The sequence below is a fragment of the Collinsella sp. AF05-9 genome (assembly GCF_003465595.1).
Lineage (GTDB): Bacteria > Actinomycetota > Coriobacteriia > Coriobacteriales > Coriobacteriaceae > Collinsella.
This window is the reverse complement of the sequence record NZ_QSBB01000001.1, coordinates 21218-44706: the sequence shown is the minus strand read 5'-3', so window position 1 is coordinate 44706 and position 23489 is coordinate 21218. Positions and strand designations below refer to the sequence as shown.

14 protein-coding genes and 1 tRNA gene are annotated in these 23489 nt (G+C 60.7%); 8 read left to right on the top strand and 7 right to left on the bottom strand.

From position 1 onward, the window contains the following. Positions 1-109 precede the first annotated feature (109 nt). The 5 genes from gltX (at position 110) to DWV43_RS00140 (ending at position 7443) form a co-directional block, all read left to right on the top strand. Complete coding sequence (gene gltX / locus DWV43_RS00160) at positions 110-1585, top strand: glutamate--tRNA ligase (RefSeq protein ID WP_117816734.1); 1476 nt, start codon at positions 110-112, stop codon at positions 1583-1585. Between the two features lie 210 nt (positions 1586-1795). Next, a complete protein-coding gene (priA, locus tag DWV43_RS00155; protein WP_117816733.1) occupies positions 1796-4249 on the top strand; it encodes a primosomal protein N' in 2454 nt (817 codons plus the stop codon). Positions 4250-4267: 18 nt separating this feature from the next. Then, positions 4268-4804, top strand: coding sequence for a peptide deformylase (gene def / locus DWV43_RS00150; protein WP_117635192.1), 537 nt, complete (start codon positions 4268-4270; stop codon positions 4802-4804). A 321-nt stretch (positions 4805-5125) separates the two neighbouring features. Further along, positions 5126-6046, top strand: a complete 921-nt coding sequence (gene fmt / locus DWV43_RS00145; protein ID WP_117816732.1) for a methionyl-tRNA formyltransferase — start codon at positions 5126-5128, stop codon at positions 6044-6046. Next, positions 6043-7443: an RsmB/NOP family class I SAM-dependent RNA methyltransferase gene (locus DWV43_RS00140; protein ID WP_117816731.1), complete on the top strand. Its 1401-nt coding sequence runs from the start codon at positions 6043-6045 to the stop codon at positions 7441-7443. The genes fmt and DWV43_RS00140 overlap by 4 nt, the downstream gene beginning before the upstream one ends. Before the next feature lie 142 nt (positions 7444-7585). Here DWV43_RS00140 and DWV43_RS00135 read toward each other — a convergent pair whose 3' ends face one another. The 7 genes from DWV43_RS00135 to glgB form a co-directional block, all read right to left on the bottom strand. Then, positions 7586-7822: an FmdB family zinc ribbon protein gene (locus tag DWV43_RS00135; RefSeq protein ID WP_117816730.1), complete on the bottom strand. Its 237-nt coding sequence runs from the start codon at positions 7820-7822 to the stop codon at positions 7586-7588. Positions 7823-7910: 88 nt separating this feature from the next. Then, positions 7911-11207 carry a 4-alpha-glucanotransferase gene (locus DWV43_RS00130; RefSeq protein WP_117816729.1) on the bottom strand — a complete coding sequence of 1099 codons (3297 nt, stop codon included), beginning with the start codon at positions 11205-11207 and terminating at the stop codon, positions 7911-7913. A gap of 429 nt (positions 11208-11636) precedes the next feature. After that, a complete protein-coding gene (glgA, locus tag DWV43_RS00125; protein ID WP_199569285.1) occupies positions 11637-13976 on the bottom strand; it encodes a glycogen synthase GlgA in 2340 nt (779 codons plus the stop codon). A gap of 90 nt (positions 13977-14066) precedes the next feature. Continuing rightward, positions 14067-15194, bottom strand: coding sequence for a glucose-1-phosphate adenylyltransferase subunit GlgD (glgD, locus tag DWV43_RS00120; protein ID WP_117816728.1), 1128 nt, complete (start codon positions 15192-15194; stop codon positions 14067-14069). A gap of 4 nt (positions 15195-15198) precedes the next feature. Then, complete coding sequence (locus tag DWV43_RS00115; protein WP_035138263.1) at positions 15199-16347, bottom strand: glucose-1-phosphate adenylyltransferase; 1149 nt, start codon at positions 16345-16347, stop codon at positions 15199-15201. Between the two features lie 106 nt (positions 16348-16453). After that, positions 16454-18880: a glycogen/starch/alpha-glucan phosphorylase gene (locus tag DWV43_RS00110; RefSeq protein WP_117816727.1), complete on the bottom strand. Its 2427-nt coding sequence runs from the start codon at positions 18878-18880 to the stop codon at positions 16454-16456. Positions 18881-18974: 94 nt separating this feature from the next. Then, entirely contained in the window at positions 18975-21254 is a 2280-nt protein-coding gene (glgB, locus tag DWV43_RS00105) for a 1,4-alpha-glucan branching protein GlgB (protein WP_117816726.1), read from the bottom strand. Positions 21255-21585: 331 nt separating this feature from the next. Here glgB and DWV43_RS00100 point away from each other — a divergent pair, with 331 nt between their 5' ends. The 3 genes from DWV43_RS00100 to DWV43_RS00090 all read left to right on the top strand — a co-directional run bounded on the left by DWV43_RS00100 (position 21586) and on the right by DWV43_RS00090 (position 23162). After that, positions 21586-22275: an HAD family phosphatase gene (locus DWV43_RS00100; RefSeq protein WP_117816725.1), complete on the top strand. Its 690-nt coding sequence runs from the start codon at positions 21586-21588 to the stop codon at positions 22273-22275. A gap of 9 nt (positions 22276-22284) precedes the next feature. Further along, a complete protein-coding gene (locus DWV43_RS00095) occupies positions 22285-22926 on the top strand; it encodes a thiamine diphosphokinase (protein ID WP_117816724.1) in 642 nt (213 codons plus the stop codon). Between the two features lie 160 nt (positions 22927-23086). After that, positions 23087-23162, top strand: a tRNA-Ala gene (locus tag DWV43_RS00090). Positions 23163-23489 lie beyond the last annotated feature (327 nt).

Here is a 23489-nt window from a genome sequence, read left to right as displayed (position 1 = left end):
CCCCAATGAGTAGTCCCCAATGACTGGGTCGGTGCCCTTTGTGCGGAGGTTGCTTTGATGCTTTATACTGATGCGGTTAGACATCCATCCTGCAATCGAGGAGATTTCCATGGCATCAGACGTTCGCGTCCGCTTTGCACCCTCACCGACGGGCAAACTGCACATCGGCGGCGCCCGCACCGCTATCTATAACTGGGCTTTCGCCCGTGCAAACGGCGGCACGTTCATCCTGCGCATCGACGACACCGACCCCACCCGCTCCACCGACGAGAACACGCAGATTATCTTGCGCGCCATGCGTTGGCTGGGCCTGGACTGGGACGAGGGTCCCGAGGTGGGCGGCGACTTTGGCCCCTACGCCCAGACCGGGCGCCTGGACCTGTACAAGCAGGCCGCCCAGAAGCTTTGGGACGAGGGCAAGGCCTATCCCTGCTTCTGCACCAAGGAGCAGCTCGACGCCGACCGCAAGGCCGCGCAGGAGCGCAAGGACCCCTTCCAGGGCTATCAGCGTCGTTGCCGCGATCTTGATCCCGAGGAGGCCCGCCGCCGCATCGAGGCCGGCGAGTCCTACGTCCTGCGCATCAAGGTGCCCGAGGACCGCGGCGACGTCGTCATCCACGATGCCGTCCACGGCGAGGTGACCTTCGACGCCAAGGAGCTCGACGACTTTGTCATCTTCCGCTCCGATGGCACGCCCACGTACAACTTCGCGACCGTCGTCGACGACGCCATGATGAAGATCACCCATGTCATCCGCGGCGACGACCACCTGTCCAACACCCCGCGCCAGGTCATGGTCTACGAGGCCCTCGGCGCGCCCGTGCCCACGTTCGCCCACATCTCCATGATCCTGGGCGCCGACGGTAAGAAGCTCTCCAAGCGCCACGGCGCAACTTCGGTGGAGGAGTACCGCGACGCCGGTTACCTTTCCGACGCCTTCGTCAACTACCTGGCGCTGCTCGGCTGGTCGCTCGACGGCGAGACCACGATCATCCCGCGCGATGTCCTAGCCAGCAAGTTCTCGCTCGACCGCATCTCCAAGAACCCGGCGACCTTCGATCCCAAGAAGCTCGATTGGGTCAATGCCGAGTACATCAACGGCATGTCCGACGCGCAGTTTGCCGATGAGATCATGGTCCCCAAGCTGCACGAGGCGGGTCTCATCGAGGGCAACGTCGAGTACGGCGAGGACTGGATTGATGCGCTTGCCGCCATCGTCAAGCCGCGCACCAAGATGCCGACCGACGCCGTGACCGTCGCCGCTCCCATCTTTGCTACGGCCGAGACTCTCGAGTATGACGAGAAATCCGTTAACAAGGGCCTGGCTAAGGAAGGCATGGGCGCCATTCTGGATGCCGCCAAGGCTGCGCTCGAGGGCGTGGACAAGTGGACTGCCGAGGCCATCGACGCCGCGCTTGAGCCGCTGCCCGAGCAGATGGACCTCAAGAAGCGCGTGGTGTTCCAGGCCGTGCGTGTGGCCGTTTGCGGCAACATGGTGAGCCCTCCGCTGGGCGAGACCATGGCACTCGTCGGCCGCGACGACTGCCTGGCGCGCATCGACCGCGCCCGCACGATGGCGCTGTAGCAGCTGCGCAAACGTATGTATCCGAGCCCCGTTCACCCGAGCGGGGCTCTTGTTTCTGTACCGATGAGTGGGTTGCTGGGACATAATAATCAGTAGTGTTTGTCCCATGTTCGAGCGACGCAACAAGCTCGACACTCGTATCGGCCATGGGACAAACACCACTGATTATTTTGTCCCACCCCTTTCAGGTCCGTTCGTTAGAGGTGGTGTATGGCTCAACAACTGTCGCTGTTTGGTTCACCGGAACCGGAGGAGTCTCCGGCGGCACCGGCATCCGCTGCTGCCTCGGCCAAGCCCGAGCCTGCACCTGAGCCCATTGCCGCCTACTCGTGCGTGGTTCTCGATATCCCCACCCGTGCGCTGTCCGAACCGTTCGCTTACGGCATTCCTGAGTCCCTTGCCAACGAGGCCCAGGTCGGATCGACGGTCCTGGTCCACTTTGGCAACCGTGCCGCTGCAGGCTACATCGTCGATATTGCGCCCGAGCTGGGCGACCTGCAAGGCAACAACGCCCTTGACCTTTCGCGCATCAAGCCTGTCGAAGCCATCCTCAGCAAACCGCTCTTTACCGCCGAGGCTGCCCGCATTGCGCGCTGGATGAGCCGCGAGTACGTCGCGACGCTTTCCGAGTGCCTGCGCTTATTTTTGCCTCCGGGTGGCAGTCCGCGCGTCGTTAAGGGCGATGACGGCGTGTGGACGGTTGAACGTCCAGCCGTCAATCCCATCCAATATCGCTGGGTCATGCTTACGCCCGAAGGCTTTGACTACACGCCGCCCAAGACCGCGGTCCGCCAGCGTCAACTCATCGAGGCGCTCCAGTGCGGACCAGTCACGACGCGCGACCTCAACCTTCTCTATAACAGCATGTCGGCGACCATCAAGGCGCTCGAAAAACGCGGCGTTGTGGTGGTGGAAGAGCGCCGCGCCTGGCGTGGCTGCGGCGAGCAGACCACGCTGTCCTCGGCAAGCGGCAAAGCGCCGGTCTCCCTTACCAGTGGCCAGCAGCAAGCACTTGCTCAGATCGAGCGTGCCCGTCTGGACGCTCATGGCGACGTGGTGCTGGTAGACGGCGTCACCGGCTCAGGCAAAACCGAGGTCTACCTCTCCGCCATCGAGCGCGTGCTCGCAGCCGGTCGCTCTGCCTGCGTGCTGGTGCCCGAGATCTCACTGACGGCCCAGACCGTCGGCCGCTTCCGCTCGCGCTTTGGCGAGACGGTCGCGGTTTTCCACTCGCGTCTTTCGGCTGGCGAGCGTCTGGACCAGTGGGATATGGTCGCCAGCGGTGCGGCCCGCGTGGTGGTCGGCGCCCGCTCGGCTCTCTTTTGCCCGCTCAGCGACTTGGGCCTCATCATCATCGACGAGGAACACGAGACAAGTTACAAGCAGGGCTCCAGTCCGCGCTACCACGCGCGCGAGGTGGCGGCCGAGATGGCGCGGCGCTATCGCTGCCCGCTCGTGTTGGGCTCCGCCACGCCTTCTGCCGAGGCCCTCGACCGCTGCCGTCGTGGCACGTATAACGGTGCCACTTGGACGCGTGTCGAGATGCCCGAGCGCCCGGGACACGCCGTGCTTCCCACGGTCCGCATTGCCGACCTGCGCCGTGAGTTTTCTCACGGCAGCCGCTCCATGTTCTCAAAACCCTTGATGGAGGGCTTGGAGCGTGTGGTCGAGCGCCGCGAGAAGGCCGTGCTGCTGCATAACCGCCGTGGCTTTGCGCCGTTCCTGATGTGTCGCGAGTGCGGCTGCGTTCCCACCTGCAACCACTGCTCCACCGCGCTTACGTATCACGAGCGCACGCACACGCTGCAATGTCACACATGCGGATCCTCCTGGCGCGTGCAGCCGTATCCCGCGCCCACGAGTCGTTGCCCCAAATGTGGCAGTCGCTACCTGGCAAAAATGGGGCTGGGCACGCAGCAGATCGAGGACGCACTGCACCAGATGCTGCCCGAGGACGTCGCCATCATCCGCATGGATGCCGATTCCACGCGCGGCAAGGATGCGCACAAAAAGCTGCTCGAGCAGTTCGATGCGGCCGATTGCGCCGTGTTGCTGGGCACCCAAATGATCGCCAAGGGCCTCGACTTTCCCGAGGTCACGCTCGTGGGCGTGGTCAATGCCGACTTCGCCCTCAAGCTGCCGGACTTCCGCGCAGGGGAGCGCGCCTACGATCTGCTGGAGCAGGTGGCGGGCCGCGCCGGCCGCGGCGATCGTCCCGGCGAGGTCATCATCCAGACCTATCTGCCCGAGGATCCGGTCATTCGCGCCGTCGCCGAGCACGACCGTTCTATCTTTACCGACTACGACCTTGACCAGCGGCGCGACGCGCTGTATCCGCCCTTTGTGCGCCTGGTCAACATTTTGGTGTGGTCGACGAACGCGGATGACGCGCAGGACTACATTGGGCGCATTGCAAAGCTTCTTAAGCGCCGCTGGCATGCCGCCGCGCCCGACTTTTTGAGGGCGGGGAGTGCCATGCCGCAGGTGCTGGGCCCGGCTTCGTGTGTAATCGAGAGAGCCAAGGACCGTTACCGCTTCCATCTGCTTGTGAAGTCGCCCGTGGGGTACCATGTCTCTGATGATATCGACGCCTGCCTCAAAGAGGTGGGCTCTGTGCGCGGCGTGAGCGTGAGCGTTGACGTCGACGCCTATGATTTGATGTAACAAACCGAAAGGATGGCCATGGAAGCCAACGGAATCGTACTGTCGCCCGACCCTCGTCTGCGCCAGGAGTGCGCCGTCATCGAGGAGATCACCCCGGCGATCGAGGCGCTTGCCGAGAAGATGAAGAAAATGATGTTCGATAACGGCGGTTGCGGCCTGGCTGCTCCGCAGATCGGCGAGCTTATTCAGCTCGTCACCATCGACTGCGACTACAGCGACAAGAACGACTACGACCCGTACGTGCTCATCAACCCTGTCATTGTTGAGCAGAGCGACCATCTGGTGCCGTTTAGCGAGGGCTGCCTGTCCATCCCTGGCATAAGCTGCGAGATCGAGCGTCCCGACCATGTCGTCGTCGAGGCGTACGACCTGGATGCCAACCTGATTCGCTATGAGGCTTCGGGCGACCTGTTCTGCGTGTGCCTGCAGCACGAGATCGATCACCTGCACGGCAACACCATGTTCGAGCGCCTTAAGCCTATGCAGAGGATCAAGGCCGTCAAGGAGTACCAGGACGCCCTGGCCCGCGGCGCTCGACCGGGCGAGACTGAGTAGGTTTGTCCGTCCCCGGGGCGCCCGCCTATATCATCCCGTGCTCAAACATTCTCGCTGCGCTGCGAAACTGCGCGCGGGACGATATAGGCGGGCGCCCCGGGGACTACGTTGACGCTGCTTGTCTCGCCCAGGTGCCGTCGGGCCAGGGATGGGCGTCTTCGCTGATAGGTGCTTTGTTGGAAGAGCTGCTTTTATTGCGGCTCTTTCTTTGGTTTTGGGTATATTTGTTCTTGTTGAATTGTTATTGCGGATGGCCTGGGAACCTTGCTTTCCGCTGTTCTTTGTAGCCGTCTCGGCTTTGGTTGAGGGGAGACGATCTTTATGCGTATTGTGTTTATGGGTACGCCTGATTTTGCTGTGCCTTCGTTGACTTCGCTTGTTGAGGCTGGGAACGAGATTGCGCTTGTTGTTACTCGTCCTGATGCTGTTCGTGGGCGTGGTAAGAAGCTTGAGCCTTCTCCTGTTAAGGCCAAGGCGCTTGAGCTGGGGTTGCCGGTTGTTGAGGCTAATCGTATGACGCCTGAGGTTGTTGAGGTGCTCCAGGCTGCCCAAGCTGATATTTTCTGTGTGGCTGCCTATGGTTGCATTTTGCCCGATGAGGTGCTGCATATGGCGCCGCTTGGTATTGTGAATGTTCATGCTTCGCTGCTGCCTCGTTGGCGTGGGGCTGCTCCTATTCAGCGTGCGATTCTCGCTGGTGATGAGGTTGCTGGCGTTTCTATCATGCGCATTGGGCACGGCGTGGATACTGGTGCTTATTGTGCTCAGGCTTCCACGTTGGTTTCCGGTAAGCATGCTGAGGCGCTGACCATGGAGCTTGGTGAGCTTGGCGGCAAACTGCTGGCTGATACGCTTCCTTCTCTTGCCGATGGCACCGCCGTGTGGACTGAACAGGATGAGGCGCTCGTCACCCATGCTGCCAAGATTTCCAAGCAGGAGATGCGCTTGGATCCGCAGATGGCGGCGCTCGATTGCGCGCGTCATGTGCTGGCCTCTTCCGATACCGCGCCTGCTCGTTGCGTGATTGCCGGCAAGACTGTGCGTGTGCTCGATGCTGCGCCGGCTGATGTGTCGCTTGACGAGGGTCAGGTTCTTGTTAAGGCCAAGCGTGTTTACCTTGGCCTTTCCGATGGCTCGGTTGAGTTGCTCGAGGTTAAGCCTGATGGCAAGCGTGCTATGGCCGCTTCTGCTTGGGCTGCTGGCCTGCAGGGTGCCGATCTTTCGTGGGGTGTTTTGTCATGAGCAAGCTGTCTCCCGCGCGCAAGCTTGCGCTCGATGTACTGATGGAGGCCGATCGCCGCGGCATGTATGCGCGCGACGTGCTGTCCTCTCGCGCATCGGCCAAGGCTATTGACCAGCGCGATTCCGCTTTTGCCGCCCGCTTGGCGCTGGGCGTGGCCGCCACGCAGGGTATTTTGGACGAGCTGCTCGATCAGTTTCTCGATAAACCCAAAAAGGTTGCGCCGCGCGTTCGCATGGCGCTTCGTATCTCGGCCTTCGAGATGCTCTACCTGCATACGCCGGGCCGCGTTGCCGTGAGCCAGGGTGTTGAGCTGGTGCGCAGTGGTGCTAAGTCCGCCGCTGGCTTAGCCAATGCTGTATTGCATAAGGTTGCGGACAATGTTGAGGACTTTGCTACTGCGTCCGATGTGGATGAGTCTGAGCGACGCTTGGTTCGCCTGTCTCGCCTGATGGGCTTGCCGCGATGGCTGTGCGCTCGCATTATAGCATCGTTTGACACGCCAGAGGGTGCGCTTAACTTTGCCGGCAATCTGGCCCCCGCGCCGCTGGCCCTGCATGAGAACGCTTTTGCTTCCAAGCCCGATCCGTATATCTCGCAGCTCGTCGCACCTGTCTTCCCGGGCTGCCATGCCCCGGTTGATGCCCAGGTTACCGTTGCTTCGGGTGTGTTTGAGCGTGCTGCCGCGGTGGCCTCGGACCTTAACGCCCAGCTTATCGCCACAGCTGCCACGCGCCCTGGTTGCTGCCTTGAGATTGGTGCCGGCCGTGGCACCAAGACCTATGTGATGATGTGCCAGGCCAAGCGTGCGGGCTATGAGCGTCAGCATACGGCGCTCGATTTGCATGATCGCAAGTGCGACCAGAATCTCGCTCGCCTGCATAAGGCAGGTATTCAGGGCGTTCGTACGGTTTCGGGTGATGCTTGCGAGCTTGATGAAGTACTGACGTCGTTTGATGCCATGCTTGGCGAGCCGGTTAAGTTCGATACGGTCTTTATCGATGCGCCGTGCTCTGGCACCGGAACCATGCGTCGTCATCCCGAGATCCCGTGGCGCCTGACCGAAAAGGATGTGACGGTTGAGCTGCCCAAGCTGCAGCTGACGATGCTCAAAGAGGCTGCTGCGCGCGTGGCTGCCGGCGGCGAGCTCATCTATGCGACGTGCTCGGTTTTCGACGAGGAGAACACGCAGGTCGTGGAAGCGTTCCTGAGCTCTCCCGAGGGTGCCGGCTTTAGCGTTGCACCGCTTTCCGAGGCGCAGATTCTTCAATTGCCTGAGTTCGCCCAGGCCAAGAAGCTCGTCTCCGTACGCCAAAACGTTCGAGGCCTCTTCCAAAGTGTGCCGGTAAACGCCGACTCCTACGACGGCCACTTCTGCGCACGCCTGGTCCGCCAGTAACTATTAAGTTGCGGTGAAATAGGGATTGAATAGCGGCTTCTACCTCGCCAAACAGTCCTTATTTCACCGCAACTCATAAGGAAACCTGGGCAGCTAAAGAATCAGCCCCGCGATCGGTGCCGGTCGCGGGGCTGATTGGTTACTAGTGGCTGTGTGGGCAGTTGGCGCAGCAGCCGTTGGTGGCGCTGGTGCTGGAGCCGCCGCTTCGCTGGTCGGTGTTGTAGAAGCCGCTGCCCTCAAACTTGATGCCGCTAGCCGAGAACGTCTTGGCCGCCGGGGCACCGCAGCTCGGGCACACGACCTCTGGAGTCTCGGACATGGGATGCTCAACCTCAAACACGTTGCCGCAGCTCGAGCACTTGTAATCGTAGCGCGCCATAATACTTCCTTTTCAGCACAAAGCGGGCAGATTACTCTGCCCGCAAAAATTCAAACGTCTATAACTGTACCCTATATCGGGGGTTTTATCACGCTTCGCCCCAGAATCTATTGTTGTTGCGCAGGAGCTGTGCGGTTTTGTTCTCGGCGGCTGCAATGTCCGCCTCGTCAGCCTGCCAGGTCCAGTTGCCCGTGGCCACGCCCGGAACGTTCATGCGCGCGTCGTCGCCTAGCCCCAGAACATCCTGCAGCGGCATCATCACCAGGGGAGCGTCGCTTGCCAGCGCGTCGTTCATCAGCTTGGACGCCACCTCAACACCGCTCGGCACGTCGCCACCCGCAAAGGAACGCGTGCACCACCCGGCCAGCGTCGACGTATCGTGCGTCGAGGTGTACAGAATCTTGCCGGGCGTGGGATGCACACCGCAACGAACGTCGTAGTCGCTAAACTCCAGCACGTCCATGCCGGGGAAGCCGCAGGTCGATGCCATGGCGCGAACGCCGGGCGTCAGATAGCCCAAGTCCTCAGCGATAAAGTTGAGCGGACCCAGCTCGTCGTAGGCGGTCTGGAACAGGTCTTTGCCCGGTCCCGACAGCCAACGACCGTCGGCGCAGGCCTTGCCCGCAGGAATGCTAAAGTAGCTGTGGAATCCCAGGAAGTGATCCAGACGCACGCGGTCGTAGAGCGAGAACGCGCGACGCAGGCGATCCATCCACCAGCCATAGCCATTCTGCTTCATGTGGTCCCAGCGGAACGTCGGGTTGCCCCACACCTGGCCCTCGGGCGCAAAGTTATCGGGCGGCGCACCGGAGATCTCGATTGCCTTGCCGGTATCGGATAGCCAGAAATTCTCGGGTTCGCTCCACGCATCTGCCGAATCGTCGGACACGTACATAGGGATATCGCCGATGACCTCGATGCCCTTCTTGTGCGCATAGTTCATGAGCTCGCACCAAGCCAGGTCAAAGCGATACTGCATGTACGCCTGAAGCTCGGCCTCGTCGTGGAAACGCTTGTCGTCGATCAGATGCTCGTTGTAGCGCGCGACATCGGCCGGCCAATCGTGGCGCGACTCGCCCTCAAAGTACTTCTTGACGGCCATGTAGACGCAGTACTTCTCGAGCCAGTCGGCATTGCGATGTTTAAATGCCGTGTAGAGCGGGTCTGCATCCTCACCGCCACGGGCCTTCCAAGTCTCAAAGTCGGCCGCCAGCTCCTCTTGGCTTTCGGGCAGTAGATCGATATTGCCTGCAAAGGCCGAAGGCCCGGCGTAAGGGGAGCGGAAGAAGTCCGTCGGGTTAACGGGCAGGACCTGCCAGTAGCGCATGCCCATGGCGGCCAGATGGTCGATAAAGCGACGCGTGGGTGCGCCGATCGTGCCGGGCTTGCCGTCATCGGTCGGCACCGACGTGATGTGGCACACGACGCCCGCGCCGTGATCGAGCGGCTCCTGCAGGCGCTGCTCGGCATGGTGATAGATGATCGACGAGCCCAGCGGATACAGGTCGAGCGTGACCGTACCGTTGTGGATCTCGCACTCGTGGCCGCTGATCACGTCACTCGCGCATTCGCCGAGCGCCGGAATCGTCACGCGGTGCGAATTGCGCAGGCTGCGGTTGATGATAACCGTCGCGGACTCGCCATTCTTGCCCGTGCGGTTGTATGCCAGCACCTCGTCGTTGAGCGCGAAGGCCTTGATCTCGCCGTCGATCATAAATGGCAGTGCGCGGCGTACGGCGGAGGCGTTCTTGACAATAGCCAGCGTGTCGAAGTCGTGCAGTTGGTCCTTGGTCGGTAGGGTGCGGCGGTTGCCCGGATCGGTAAGGCCCTCCAGGCCGTATTCGTCGCCGTAGTAGATCGAAGGCACGCCGGGGAAGGTCATCTGCATGAGCGTTGCAAGCCAAAAACGGCTCTTGGCCAGGCCCATCGAGTTCTCGTCCAGGCGCCATTTGCTGCGCTCGCACTCGGGCAGCTGCGACTCATCGGGGCCGCCGCCGAGCACCGAGATAATGCGCGGACGGTCGTGGCTCGAAAGCAGATTAAGTGCGCAGGACAGGGCCTCACGGGGATAGTTCTCGCGCAGGGTTTCGATATCCTCGGCTGCCTGGTAGGCGTTCTTGTAGCCCATCAAAAAGCCGATGACCATGTCGCGGAAGGGGTAATCCATAGCAGAGTCCAGCTCGGAGCCTTGCAGATAGCGGCGCAGATGGCCGTAGCTGATCTTGTTGGAGGCGTCTTCCCAGACTTCGCCGAGCAACAGTGCATCAGGCTTCTCGGCGAGCACGGCCTTTTTGATCTCGGCCAGGAAATCGTCCGAAAGCTCGTCGGCCACATCGAGGCGCCAGCCATGAGCGCCGGCACGTAGCCATTTACGGATCACGCCGTCCTTGCCCAGGAGCCGCTCGCGTACCAGCTCAGAGCTCTCATTGATGGCGGGCATATTGCCCACGCCCCACCAGCAGTCGTATGAGCCGTCCTCGTGGAAATAAAACGCATCGCGCCATGGCGAATCCTCGCTCTGCCACGCGCCCACGCCGGGGTAGTTGCCGTAGCGGTTGAAATAGATGGAGTCGTCACCCGTATGGTTAAAGACGCCGTCCAGAATGATGGAGATGCCCAGCTTCTCGGCCGCCTGGCACAGCTCGGTAAAGTCCTGCTCGGTGCCCAGGATCGGGTCGATCTTGGTGTAGTCGGCCGTGTCGTAGCGGTGGTTGCTCGCGGCCTCAAAGATGGGGTTGAGGTAGATGGCCGTGAAGCCCAGCTCCGCGATGCGGGACAGGTCATTTTGGATACCCTTGAGCGAGCCGCCGTAGAAGTCCCAGGTCTTGATGGAGCCGTCCTCGGCGCGCTCGTACACGGGCGGCTCGTTCCAGTCCTCGATCATGCGGCGCTGGATTCCGTTGCGCGGTTTTTCGACCTCGGCCAGCGTGCGCTCGCGCCAGTTTTCGTCACGGGCATAGCGGTCGGGGAAGATCTGGTACACCATGCCGCGCTCGTACCAGGTGGGACGGTTCTCGCGGTGCTTGTAGACGGTAATCTGGAAGGACGGAACCTCGGAGTAGTCGTAGGTCACACCCTCGCCACCGGTGCGACCCTGCGGTGCACCCAAGCGGACCTCGGGCTGGCCCTCGATATTGCAGATAAAGCTGTACCAGATAAGACAGGGCTCGGTGCACTCAAGCTCTGCAGTAAATATGCCGTCGCCCTCGTGCGTCATGGGATACAGAGACTCACCGATTTCATCGACCCAGGTGCGCAGCGTAAGCGTTGCCTGGTTGGGATCGGCATCCTCCAAAATCACCGAGAGTGCAACGGAAGTTCCAGTGGTCACAGCGCCAAACGGAGTGCGAAACTGCGGCAGGCGGCTGTTGTGAATCAATCTCATAGTACGGTCCAGTTCTATACAATCATGGCCAGCGGGCCATGGGCTTAACGCACAGTACTTAAGTATATCGTTGCACTTTAGTTGTATAAACTACAGCCGCTCATTATCGGCGAACGGTTGTCCTAGAAAATCGTTTTACCATCCAAATTATCGCGGCATTCGAAAACGTACTTACCGATACTATTTGTAGCCAACCAGAAGTACCCCGGTTTACTACGATAAATTGAATAATCTCAACCATAGTCATTTTGGTGATATTAAAACCGCAGGTAGAAGCGTTACCACTTTTGTAGATTACTCGCCGTGGTCGGCCGGAGCCATTTTGTCGTAGTAAACCGGCCCTCTTTTTAATGCGAGGTTCAACCAAGAAGAGGGCGCCTGCTTGGGGCGCCCTCTTTTGCGTTGAGGATTAAGTTTTAATCGTCAGGATTAGCGGCGCTTGCGGGCGGCCGTTGCTTTGCGGACGGAGGTCTTCTTGGTAGGAGCCTTTTCCTCAGTGGGAGCGGCGGGGGAGACCGGGGCCTCCTTGGCGAGCTCGGCCTTTGCCGTGGCCTTCGGAGCGGTCTTGACCTCAGCGGCCTTCGGCGTCGGCTTGGCCTTTACCTCGGCCTTGGGCTCCTCTTTGGCAGCAGCGGGCTTAGCCTCTGCCTTGGTAGTTGCGGCCTTGGTCGTGGTCTTTTTGGCCGTTGTCGTGCTGCGCTTGCGCGTGGTGGTCTTGGCGGTGGGCTCGGTCTCGACGGTTGCCTCCGCCTTGGAATCGGCAGGCGTCTCCTCGACCTTGACGGCGGGCTTTGCGGCAGCCTTCGGAGCGGCCTTGGTCGCAGTAGCCTTGGCGGCCGTCGACTTCGTTGCCGTGGTCTTCTTGGCAGCTGTTGCCTTCTTGGCGGTCGTGGTCGTCTTCTTGGTAGCGGTCTTGGCCGGAGCCTTTGCCGCAGGCTTATCCTCGGCGGTGACGGTCTCGGCCTTTACCTCGGGAGCAGCCTCGGCCTCGGCGGCCTTCTTGGCAGCTGCGGTGGTGCGCTTGCGCGTGGTCGTTGCCTTGGCGGTAGTTGCCTTGGCAGTGGTGGTCTTACTCGCAGCGGCCTTCGTTGTCGTGGCCTTTTTAGTCGTCGTCTTACGAGTCGTGGTCTTCTTTGCCGCAGGCTTCGCAGCCGGCTTCTCCTCAGCCTTGGGCTCCTCAGCAGCAGCGGGCGCCTCAACAACCGACTCGGCCTTGGGCTCGGGCTCGGCCACAACCTCGGGCTCGGCCTCAACTTTCTCAGCCACAACCACAGGCTCGTCGACAACAGCCACAGGCCTCTCAATCTCCGGGTGCATAAAGAAGTACAGGTCCAGATACTTGTCGGCCGAGCGCGTCCAGCTAAAGTCCTGGCTCATGGCCTGCGTGACCAGCTGATCCCACGCCTCACGGTTATCCCAGAACAGACGCGCCGCGCGGAAAACCGCATCGCCCATCTCGTCGCCGTTAAAGTTACTAAACGAGAAGCCCGTGCCCTCGCCGGTAAACTCGTTATACGGAATCACCGTGTCCTTCAGACCACCGGTCTCGCGTACGATAGGCAGGGTACCGTAGCGCATGGCGATGATCTGCGACAGGCCGCAGGGCTCAAACTTCGACGGCATCAGGAACATGTCGGCTGCGGCATACATACGCTGCGACAGCGCAGGATCGAACTCGATGCGCGCGGCCATGGTGCCGGGGTACTTGTCCTGGAAGTAGCGCAGGCCGTCCTCGTAGTCGCGGTCGCCAGTGCCAAGCACGGCCACCTGCACGCCGCCGGCCAGAATGCGGTCGAGCGCGTACATGACCAGGTCCATGCCCTTTTGGCGCGTCAGGCGCGTGACCATCACCATGAGCGGGCGGTCGTCGCGAACCTCGAGCCCCAGCTCTTCCTGCAGCTTGGCCTTGCACACGGCCTTGCCGGAACGGTCCTCCACGGTGTAGTTGGCGGCAATGCGCTTGTCGGTCGCCGGGTCAAAGCCTGCCACATCAATGCCGTTCAGGATACCCTGCAGCGCGTAGGAACGCTCGCGCAAAACGCCGTCCAGGCCCTCGCCAAATTCGGGCGTCTGGATCTCGTTGGCATAGGTGGGGCTCACCGTAGTGATGGCGTCGGCATAGCGCAGGGCGCCCAGCATGTAGTTGATGCTGCAGGCGTCGCAACGCAGCTGCGAGGCGGCCGCCGGAATATGCGCCACACCAAGGATGTCCTCCATCACGGTGTCGCTAAACTGGCCCTGGAACGCCACGTTGTGGATAGAGAACACGGTCTTGACGCGGTCGTACAGCGGCAGGCCCTGGTAGAACTCGCGCAAGAACACGGGCGCCAGTGCCGTCTGCCAGTCGTTGCAGTGCAGGATGTCGCACTCAAAACCGGCCGGCAGGTGCTGCAGACTCTCGGTGATGGCCTTGGAGAAGAACGCAAAGCGCTCGCCGTCATCAAAGAAGCCGTACGGATAGTCGCGCGCAAAGTAGCGCTCGTTGTCGATGAACATATAGGTGACGCCGTCGTGCTCGAGCTTCTCGAGACCGCAGTACTCGTTGCGCCAGCCCAGGCTCACGTAAAAGTCGGAGAAGTGCTCCATCTGCGCCTTGTACTCGTCCTTGATGGTGGCGTACTTGGGCACCATGACGATGACCTCGGCGCCGGCGCGCACAAGCGCCGCGGGCAGCGAGCCCGCCACGTCGCCCAGGCCACCGGTCTTTACAAACGGTGCGCACTCGGCCGAGGCAAACACGATCTGCATCTTTTTGCTGGAATCTGCCATATTGTCTCCCATGTTGCAATTCGAGAATAGCCGCCTGGCGCTAACCGGGCGGCTATTCTACATGTTACGAGCGATGTTGCGGTGCCAACGTTAACGTACGATGGTGGTGTCGGAAGTTAACGGAGCCTTGCCCAGCACCAGGATGTTCTCGGGCGTGCCGCGAAGCTCGGTGTTGGTGGGAACCACGTTGTTTTTGTCCAGAATGGCGTTCTCGACGCGGGCGCCGCTCTTGATGATGCAGCTCTGGTTGATGATCGAGTTGGTCACCGAAGCGCCTTCCTCGACCACGACGCCGCGCGACAGGATCGAGTTGCGCACGGTGCCCTTGATGATGCAGCCGGCCGAGATGATCGAGTTGCACGCGTGGCTGCCGGTCGCATAGCGCGAAGGCGGCACGTCGTGAGCCTTGGTCAGGATCGGGCGCTCGGGGTCAAAGAGCTGGTCGGCCACGGTCTGGTCGAGCAGGTCCATGCTACGGCGATACAGCGACTTTTCGCTAAACACGCCCACGACCTCGCCCTTGTACTCGTAGCTGCACACGTCGATGTTGCCAAAGTCGCCCTGGAGTGCCTCGAGCAGGTCCAGATAGTCGGCGGCCTGGTAGTGGTCGATGATCTCGAGGAGCGTCTCGCGGTTGACGATGCAGCAGTCCATGGAGGCGTTATCGCCGTACGCGACGCCGGCGCTCACGCCCGTCAGGCGGCCGTTCTCGTTAATCTCGAGTTTGGTCTCGTCATCGACGTTGCGCGTGGCCTTGCAGTACACCACGGTCATCTGGGCGCCGGAGTTCTCGTGCGCCTCGATGATGGTGTTAAGGTCCATGTTAAAGATGATGTTGGTGCCCATCATCACAACATAGGGATTCTCCGAGCGCTGGAACAGCGTCTTGTTGGAGATGATGTCGCGCAGCAGGAAGCGCATGCCGCCCTTGGTGGTGCCATACGCGTTGCCGGGCACCATGAACAGGCCGCCCTTCTTGCGGTCTAGGCCCCAGTCCTTGCCCGAGCCCACGTGGTCGATCAGCGAGCGGTAGTTACCCGGCATGACGACACCGACGGTCTTAATGCCGGCATTCATCATGTTGGAGAGCGGAAAGTCGATCAGGCGGTAGCGGCCCAAAAACGGAACGGACGCGATGGGGCGGTCCTTGAGCAGGACGCTGCCGTAGGTCGAAGAGTAGTTAGCGGTGATGTAACCGATGGCCTTGCGATTGATCATCGGATCATTCCCCCTTCCCGATAACGACGTCATTTCCAACGACGGCCGTATCCTTGGTGGTATCGACAGAGCCGAGCTTCACGCCCTCTTCGACCGTGGAGTTCTCGCCCAAAATAGCGCGGCAGATGTGCGCGCCGCTCTTAACGTGCGCACCCGGCAGCAGCACGGAGTCCTCGACCACGGCGCGCTCCTCGATGATGACATCGGTCGAAAGGATCGAGTGGCGAGCGGTGCCGTAGATCTTGCACCCGTTGGAGACCAGGCAGTCGTCCAGACGGCCGTCCGGGCCAATGTAGTGCGGCGGACGCGTGGTGATGTTGGACATGATGGGGAAGTTCTTGTCAAACAGGTCGAACTCGGGGTTGTTGCCCAGCAGGTCCATCGAGGTCTCGTGGAAGCTGGCGATGGTGCCGACATCCTTCCAAAAGCCGTGGAACTCGTAGCTGTACAGGCGCTTGTTCTCGCCGAGCAGCTTTGGGATGATGTCCTTGCCAAAGTCGTGGCTCGAGCGCTGGTCCAGAGCGTCCTCCTCGAGCGCCTCGATCAGCACGTCGGCCGAGAAGATGTAGATGCCCATGGACGCAAGGTTCGAATCGGGCTTCTCGGGCTTCTCGGTGAACTTGGTGATGCGGCCGTCCTCGGGGTCGGTGGTCAGGATGCCAAAGCGGCTGGCCTCCTCCCACGGCACGGGCATAACGCTCACCGTGAGGTCGGCGTTGTTCTCAATGTGCGTCTTGAGCATCTTGCGGTAGTCCATGCGATACAGGTGATCGCCCGAAAGAATCAGAACGTACTTGGGGTCGTTGGCCTTGATGTAGTCGAGGTTCTGCGTAATGGCGTCGGCCGTGCCCGCATACCAGGCGCCGCCGGTTTGCGTCTCGTACGGCGGCAGAATCGACACGCCGCCGTCGCGGCTGTCCAGATCCCACGCCTCGCCAGAGCCCACGTAGGCATGCAGCAGGTAGGGACGGTACTGCGTCAGAACGCCCACCGTGTCGATGCCCGAGTTGGAGCAGTTGGAGAGCGAAAAGTCGATAATGCGGAACTTGCCACCAAAGCTAACCGCCGGCTTTGCGATCTTTTGGGTGAGTGCCCCCAATCGGCTGCCCTGTCCTCCTGCGAGGAGCATCGCGATGCATTCTTTCTTACTCATCGATTTCTCCTTCTGTCATCGATGTTCCTAAACCCATTAGCGACGGGCGCGGCGCTCGGTCGCGCCCGTCGAGTAATGCCGTGCGGCAAAGGGAGCTCGCGCGCCTTTACGCGTGCCAGATCTCGTCGCGGTACTCGCGAATGGTGCGGTCGCTCGAGAACCAGCCGGAGGAGGCGGTGTTGAGCAGAGCCTTGCGGTTCCAGGTCTCCTGGTCGCCGTAGCTGCCGGTGAGCTTCTCCCAGGCGTCGACGTAGCTGCGGAAGTCTGCCATGACCAGGTCGGGGTCGTTGTTGTTCATGAGCTCGTTGTAGATGCTCTCGAAGTTGCCCGAAAGACCCGCAAAGGTGTTGTCCTTGAGCTCGTCCATCACGCGGCCCAGACGCTCGCGATCGTTGTTGAGCGTATCCCACGCAAAGTAGCTGTTCGACGCCCAGAGCTGCTCGACCTCGGGAGCGGTCAGGCCAAAGATGGCCTCGTTCTCGCGGCCGGCCAGGTCGGCGATCTCGATGTTGGCGCCGTCGAGGGTGCCCAGCGTAATGGCGCCGTTCATCATGAGCTTCATGTTGGACGTGCCCGAGGCCTCCTTGCCGGCCGTGGAGATCTGCTCCGAGATCTCGGCGGCGGGGTAGATGAGCTGGGCGTTGCTCACGCGGAAGTTGGGGATAAAGCAGACCTTCATGACCTCGTTGACGCGGGCATCATTGTTGATGACGTCGGCCACGGAGTTAATGAGGCGGATGGTCTCCTTGGCAAAGGTGTAGCTCGAGGCAGCCTTGCCGCTAAAGATGAAGGTCGTCGGCGTCACGTGGAAGTTGGGATCGGCGATGCGACGGTTGTAGATGTCCATCACCTTCATGATGTTCATGAGCTGGCGCTTGTAGGCGTGGAAGCGCTTCACCTGGACATCGAAGACGGTGTTGGGGTCAATGACCAGACCGGTCTCGGCCTTAACGTAGGCGGCCAGGCGCTCCTTGTTGGCGCGCTTGGAGGCACCCACGGCCTTGAGGAACTCGGTGTCGTTCTGGAACTCCTTGAGCTTTTCCAGCTCAAAGGCGTCCTTGAGCCAGCCATCGCCAATGGCCTCGGTCACGAGCTTGGCGTAGGTCGGGTTGGCCTCGGCAAAGAAGCGACGGTGCGAGATGCCGTTAGTCTTGTTGTTGAACTTCTCGGGCGTCAGGGCATAGAAGTCCTTGAGCACGATGTTCTTGATGATGTCGGAGTGGATCTTGGCCACACCGTTGACGCTGTGGCTGCAGATCACGGACAGGTTGGCCATGCGAATCTCGCCGTCCCACAGAATGGCGGTCTGGCGCAGACGCTCCTGCCAGCCCTCCTGCGTGGTGTCGAACGACTCGTGCCAACGACGGCTGATCTCGTCGATGATCTGGTACACGCGGGGAAGGAGCTTAGAGAACGTACCGATGGGCCACTTCTCCAGAGCCTCGGGCAGGATGGTGTGGTTGGTGTAGCTCACGACCTGCGTCACGATGTTCCAAGCGTCATCCCACTCGAGCTTCTTCTCGTCGATGAGAATACGCATGAGCTCGGGGCCGCACATGGCGGGGTGCGTGTCGTTGGTGTGGATGGCCACAAACTGCGGCAGCAGCTCCCAGTTCGCGCCGTGCTCCTTCTCGAAGGTGTCGAGCAGGCTGTAGATGCCGGCCGAAACAAACAGGTACTCCTGCTTCAGGCGCAGCAGACGGCCGTGCTCGCCGGCGTCGTTGGGGTAGAGGATGGCGCTGATGGCCTCGGCCTCGGCGCGCTCGGCGTCGGCCAGGGCGTAGTCGCCGCGGTTGAAGGCCTCCAGGTCAAAGTGCTCCTCGACCGGCTCGGCAGCCCAGACGCGCAGCTTGTTGACAGTCTCGCCGGCATAGCCCACCACGGGGATGTCATAAGGGACGGCCAGGATGTCCTGCGTGTCCACCGTGCGGTAGAACGTGCGGCCGTCCTCCTCAAAGCCCTCAACATGGCCACCAAACTTGATGGTCACGGCCTTGTCCTGACGACGGACCTCCCAGGGATAGCCGTGGGTGAGCCACTCGTCGGTGGTTTCGACCTGGCTGCCGTTGACAATCTCCTGCTTAAACAGACCGTAGCGGTAGCGCATACCGTTGCCGTAGCCGGCAATGCCCTCGGCTGCCATGGAATCCAGGAAGCATGCGGCCAGACGGCCCAGGCCACCGTTGCCCAGAGCCGGATCGGGCTCCTGGTTCTCGATGACGGACAGGTCAAAGCCCATGTCGTCGAGCGCCTCGGCGACCATGTCGCGCACGCCAAAGTTGAGCAGGTAGTTGTCGAGCAGGCGACCGATCAAAAACTCGATCGAGAAGTAGTACACGCGCTTCTTGCCCTCGGCGGTGGCGCGGGCGTCGCTCTTGGTGGCAACGGTGCGTGCCTTCTCGGCCACGAGCTTGGCCAGGGCGTTAAAGCGGTCGAGGTCGCTCGCGGCCTCGACACTCTTGCCGCTAATGCTCATGACGGCATCGCGATAGAGCTCGGTAAACTCCTGCTTGTTGTCGAAGATCTTATTCATACGTTCCTTTCCCCCGGGGATGTTTCTCCCGGAACGGTTATGACTTGTATCCTACGCCCCGTCGGGGCGGGTGATTACAGCTGTAACGGCTTTGTTACGCATCCTTGGCAGACGGCTTAACAGAAGCAGACTTGGCCTTGGTAGCGGCCTTTTTGGCAGCCGGATTCTTGGCCGTGGTGGCTTTAGCAGCGGGCTTTGCGGCAGCCTTAGCCTTGGCCTTGGTCGTCGTAGCCTTTGCCTTAGCCGGAGCCTTCTTGGCGGCCGCAGGGTTGGGCTTCACCGAGGACGTGCGCTTCTTGGGCGCAGCCTTGGGAGTCTCGACCACCGGCGGCTTGTAGCTGCTGGGACCACGGCGCTTAAGCACCACGCCTGCCAGGCCGGGCACCTTAATCTCAATGGAGTCCATCTGCCCGTTCCAGGGATAGGGCTCGCTCGAGCAGGTGTAGGGTTCCTCACCGGCGTATCCGCTGCCGCCAAACTCGGGACGGTCGGAGTCAAAGATGACCTCCCAGTCGCCCTCGCGCGGCACGCCCACGCGGAAGCTCTCGTAGCTCGCCGGGTCAAAGTTGATCAGGATCACCAGGTCGTCGTCGATGTCCTCGCCCTGGCGCACAAAGCTCACGATGGACTGCTTGGAGTTGTCCGCGTCGATCCAGGTAAAGCCGTCGTCGGTGTAGCCACGCTCGTACAGGGCGGGCTCTGCGGTGTATAGGTGATTGAGCGCCTTAATGAACGCCTGATGATGACGGTGAGTCTCGTACTCCTCGGTCAGGAACCACTGGATGGACTCGTAGTAGCGCCACTCAATAAACTGGCCGATCTCGTTGCCCATAAAGTTGAGCTTGGCACCGGGGTGCGTCATCTGGTAGAAGGCAAGCGTGCGCAGGCCGGCAAACTGGCGCCACCAGTCGCCCGGCATGCGGCCGATCAGCGAGCACTTGCCGTGCACGACCTCGTCGTGGCTCAGCGGGCAAATGAAGTTCTCGGTAAAGGCGTACATGATGGAGAACGTGAGCAGCCCGTGGTTGCCGGGGCGCCACGGAAAATCGGTCTGCATGTAGTGCAGGGTGTCGTTCATCCAGCCCATGTCCCACTTGTAGTGGAAGCCCAGGCCGCCGTCCTGCGGCGGGTAGGTCACGAGCGGCCACGCGGTGGACTCCTCGGCCATCATCATCACGTCGGGGAAGTGGGCCTCCACGGCGCAGTTGACCTGACGGATAAACGCGCTGGCGTCCAGGTCCTCCTCGGTACCGTACTTGTTGAACTTCTTTTGGCCGGGATCGTCAATGCCAAAGTTGAGGTACAGCATGCTGGACACACCGTCCATGCGGATGCCGTCCACGTGGAAGTTCTCGAGCCAGTACAGCACGTTGGAGACCAGGAAGGAGCGGACCTCGCCGCGGGCGAAGTCGAACTTGTGCGTGCCCCAGTTGGGGTGAATCTCGTGCTCAAACAGCATGTGGCCGTTAAAGGTGGCAAGGCCGTGGGAGTCGGCGCAAAAACCGCCGGGCACCCAGTCCATGATCACGCCAATGCCCGCCTCGTGGCATGCATCGATAAAGTGCATGAGCTGCTGCGGGTTGCCGTAGCGCGACGTGGCGGCGTAGTAACCGGTCGTCTGGTAGCCCCAGGAGCCATCGAAGGGATGCTCCATAAGCGGCATGACCTCGATATGCGTGTAGCCCATGTCGCGCACGTAGTCCACGAGCTCCACCGACAGGTCGTCGTAGGTGTAGAACTCGCCGCGTTGCGCGGGGAAGGGATCCATGGGGCCGGGATAGTTGCCAAACTCGTCTGGATCGCCCTGCGGCGCGTCGCCGTGGCGCTTCCACGAGCCAATATGCACTTCGTAGATGTTAAGGGGCTGAGACATGTGGTTGTGGCCGGCACGGCGCTTGAGCCACGCTGCGTCGTTCCACTTATAGCCATCGAGGGTCCACAGCACGCTGGCGGTACCCGGAGGGCACTCGGCCTTAAAGGCGTACGGATCGGCCTTGTAGAGCTTTTCGCCCTCGTTGGTCTCGATGAGGTACTTATAGAGCTGGCCCTGCTCGGCGCCAGGAATAAAGCCTTCCCAAATAGCGCTCGTATGCACGGGCACCAGCGGGTTGGCTTGCTCATCCCAGTCGTTAAATTCGCCAATGACGTGAACGCTCTTTACGTCGGGTGCCCAAACGCAAAAGCGCCAGCCGCGCGTACGGTTCTGCGTGTCGGGGTGCGCGCCCATCTTTTCCCAGCTGCGCTCCCACATACCGATGCCAAACAGATAGACATCGTCCTTGGTGAGCTCCGGTGCGTGCGGGGCGGCTTTGCGGGTAGCAGGCTTTTTGGTTGCTGGCTTTAGCTTTGTATCGCTCACGTTTGATCCCATCATGACGCGGCAGCGTGTTGCCTTGGTGACTAGATGCGAAAGATCCAAGGCTGCACGAATCGAAGGGACGGCGATAGTTCTATGATTCGTTCCACCTCGCGTGCTCGGTGGAACTTTCGGCACGAAATACGATAACACCTGTTCGTTACTTTTATGGAGAAAAGTGGATTTGCGGCGGCGTTTAATCGGCGAGCGCCATGTTTAGACCACTGGCAGAATTGCCGTGGTAAAACTCTTGACAGTTTTACCAAATAGGGTTTCTAGACTATTAGATTGACGTTTGGTAAAACGTTTTTAGCAGGTTGTTTACCATTTGACATCGAAAGGTACGTTTATGTCCCAGACCGCCGCTCCCAATGTTGCTTTTATTTTCGATTGCGACGGCACGCTGGTTAATAGCACCCCCGTCTGGGGCTATGCGCAGCCCGAGTTATTACGCCGTCATGGCATTGATGTAACGGTCGACGATTTTGCCCAGTTTGAACATCTTTCGCTGGAGGACGAGTGCCAGGCCTACCACGACACGTGGGGCATTGGCGCGAATGGCGAGGAGCTGTATCGCGAGCTGGGCGAGATTTTGATCGATGGCTACTCCAAGGTGCCGCCGCGCGAGGGCCTGCTTGCATTATTGGAGCAGGCGAAGGCGGCGGGCATTGCCATGTGCGTTGCCACATCCACGCCGGCCGAGCTGGTTACGTCTGCGCTTGCTGGTGCTGGCCTTGATCGCTATATGGAGTTTATTACCACGACGGGCGAGGCGGGGCGCTCCAAGCAATTCCCCGATGTGTACGAGCTGGCGTTGCGTCGCCTGGAAGAGCGCCACGGGCACAAGTTTGATCGCGCCTGGGTGTTTGAGGACGCGGTCTTTGGGCTTAAGAGCTCCAGCACCGCTGGATTTAAACGCGTGGGCATCTATGACCCGCACGGCCGTATGGAGCGCGACGAGGTGCGTGCCAACTGCGACATCTTTATCGACAGCTATGAGGACCTGGATCTGGCCCGCGTGCTTTCGTTTGAGGGCTAGGCGAGGGCCGTGGGTTGTAAGGTATTAGTAGTTTGCGGCTCGCCGGTGCTGGCGAGCCCCGAGTTGCTGCGCCAGCTGGCGGGGGAGTGCGACCACGTTGTCGCCGTGGACCGCGGGCTCGATGCGCTGCTGGGCGCGGGGCTAGGCTGCGACGTCTACGTGGGCGACGCCGACACCGTAAGCGATGAGGGACGTGCTTTGGTCGATGCCGCTGCCGTTTTTGAAGTAGAGCGCCACAACCCATACAAGGACTACACCGATCTGGCGCTGGCGCTCGATTCCGTCCGCCGTCGCTGGCCGGGTGCCGAGGTTGTTACGACCTGCGCCACCGGAGGCCGTCCCGACATGGCACTGTCGGTACTGGGCCTGCTCGCGGGATACGTAGATGCCCCCGTCTGGATCGCCGAGGACAAGGTGGTTGCGCGCATCCTCCACGCAGGCGAATCATGGACCATTGAGGGCGCCGAGGGCATGACGTTCTCCATCATCGCCATCGCCCCCAACACCGAGGTAAGTGAACACGGTCTTGAATGGGAGCTAGATCACAGCCCCCTCGGCCTGTTAGCCGACACGGGCATTAGCAACATAGTCCGATCCACCGCAGAGATCGAAGTCCACACCGGCACCGCCATCGGGTACCTTTACAAGTAGGGTCCATCGCATCAGGGTTTTATCGGGACGGTGGATAGAAATAATCGCTCGAAGAGTGATTATTTCTGCCCCGTCCCAGGAAAACCCGTAAGTAAGACAATCAATCCAAAATTCCCCCTTGCATCCCCGAAGATCTTCCCCTATAGTATCTCCTCGTTACGGGGGCGTAGCTCAGCTGGGAGAGCGCTTGACTGGCAGTCAAGAGGTCAGGGGTTCGATCCCCCTCGTCTCCACCATCGTGAATTCAAAAGGCCACCGGGTATCTGGTGGCCTTTTTCATACCCATCAACCCACAAACCAAAGTGATGCGTTCACTCGCGCCCTCCCCGCAAAAAGTTGCGCAATTACCTTCCCGGTTTTGTACAAAGTTTGTTAGCCAAACTTAATAGTTTGAGCAATTCACGCCGCCAGCAATACAACTCAGGCAGTGCTCACCAACCCACACACACCCATAAACCTGCGGCAATGTGCGCAAGACGGCACAATATCCCCCATAACCACGGCAAATAAACAATATGTTGCTCAACACACCCCAAAACGCATGGGTCACCTGCTGTGCTAGG

Bases quoted from the DNA above. Each gene is read 5' to 3' on its own strand.
- DWV43_RS00130 (WP_117816729.1), bottom strand. From the start codon at position 11,207: ATGAGATTGATTCACAACAGCCGCCTGCCGCAGTTTCGCACTCCGTTT.
- glgB (WP_117816726.1), bottom strand. From the start codon at position 21,254: ATGATGGGATCAAACGTGAGCGATACAAAGCTAAAGCCAGCAACCAAA.
- glgD (WP_117816728.1), bottom strand. From the start codon at position 15,194: ATGATCAATCGCAAGGCCATCGGTTACATCACCGCTAACTACTCTTCG.
- def (WP_117635192.1), top strand. From the start codon at position 4,268: ATGGAAGCCAACGGAATCGTACTGTCGCCCGACCCTCGTCTGCGCCAG.
- DWV43_RS00140 (WP_117816731.1), top strand. From the start codon at position 6,043: ATGAGCAAGCTGTCTCCCGCGCGCAAGCTTGCGCTCGATGTACTGATG.
- DWV43_RS00115 (WP_035138263.1), bottom strand. From the start codon at position 16,347: ATGAGTAAGAAAGAATGCATCGCGATGCTCCTCGCAGGAGGACAGGGC.
- DWV43_RS00110 (WP_117816727.1), bottom strand. From the start codon at position 18,880: ATGAATAAGATCTTCGACAACAAGCAGGAGTTTACCGAGCTCTATCGC.
- priA (WP_117816733.1), top strand. From the start codon at position 1,796: ATGGCTCAACAACTGTCGCTGTTTGGTTCACCGGAACCGGAGGAGTCT.
- fmt (WP_117816732.1), top strand. From the start codon at position 5,126: ATGCGTATTGTGTTTATGGGTACGCCTGATTTTGCTGTGCCTTCGTTG.
- DWV43_RS00135 (WP_117816730.1), bottom strand. From the start codon at position 7,822: ATGGCGCGCTACGATTACAAGTGCTCGAGCTGCGGCAACGTGTTTGAG.
- gltX (WP_117816734.1), top strand. From the start codon at position 110: ATGGCATCAGACGTTCGCGTCCGCTTTGCACCCTCACCGACGGGCAAA.
- DWV43_RS00100 (WP_117816725.1), top strand. From the start codon at position 21,586: ATGTCCCAGACCGCCGCTCCCAATGTTGCTTTTATTTTCGATTGCGAC.
- glgA (WP_199569285.1), bottom strand. From the start codon at position 13,976: ATGGCAGATTCCAGCAAAAAGATGCAGATCGTGTTTGCCTCGGCCGAG.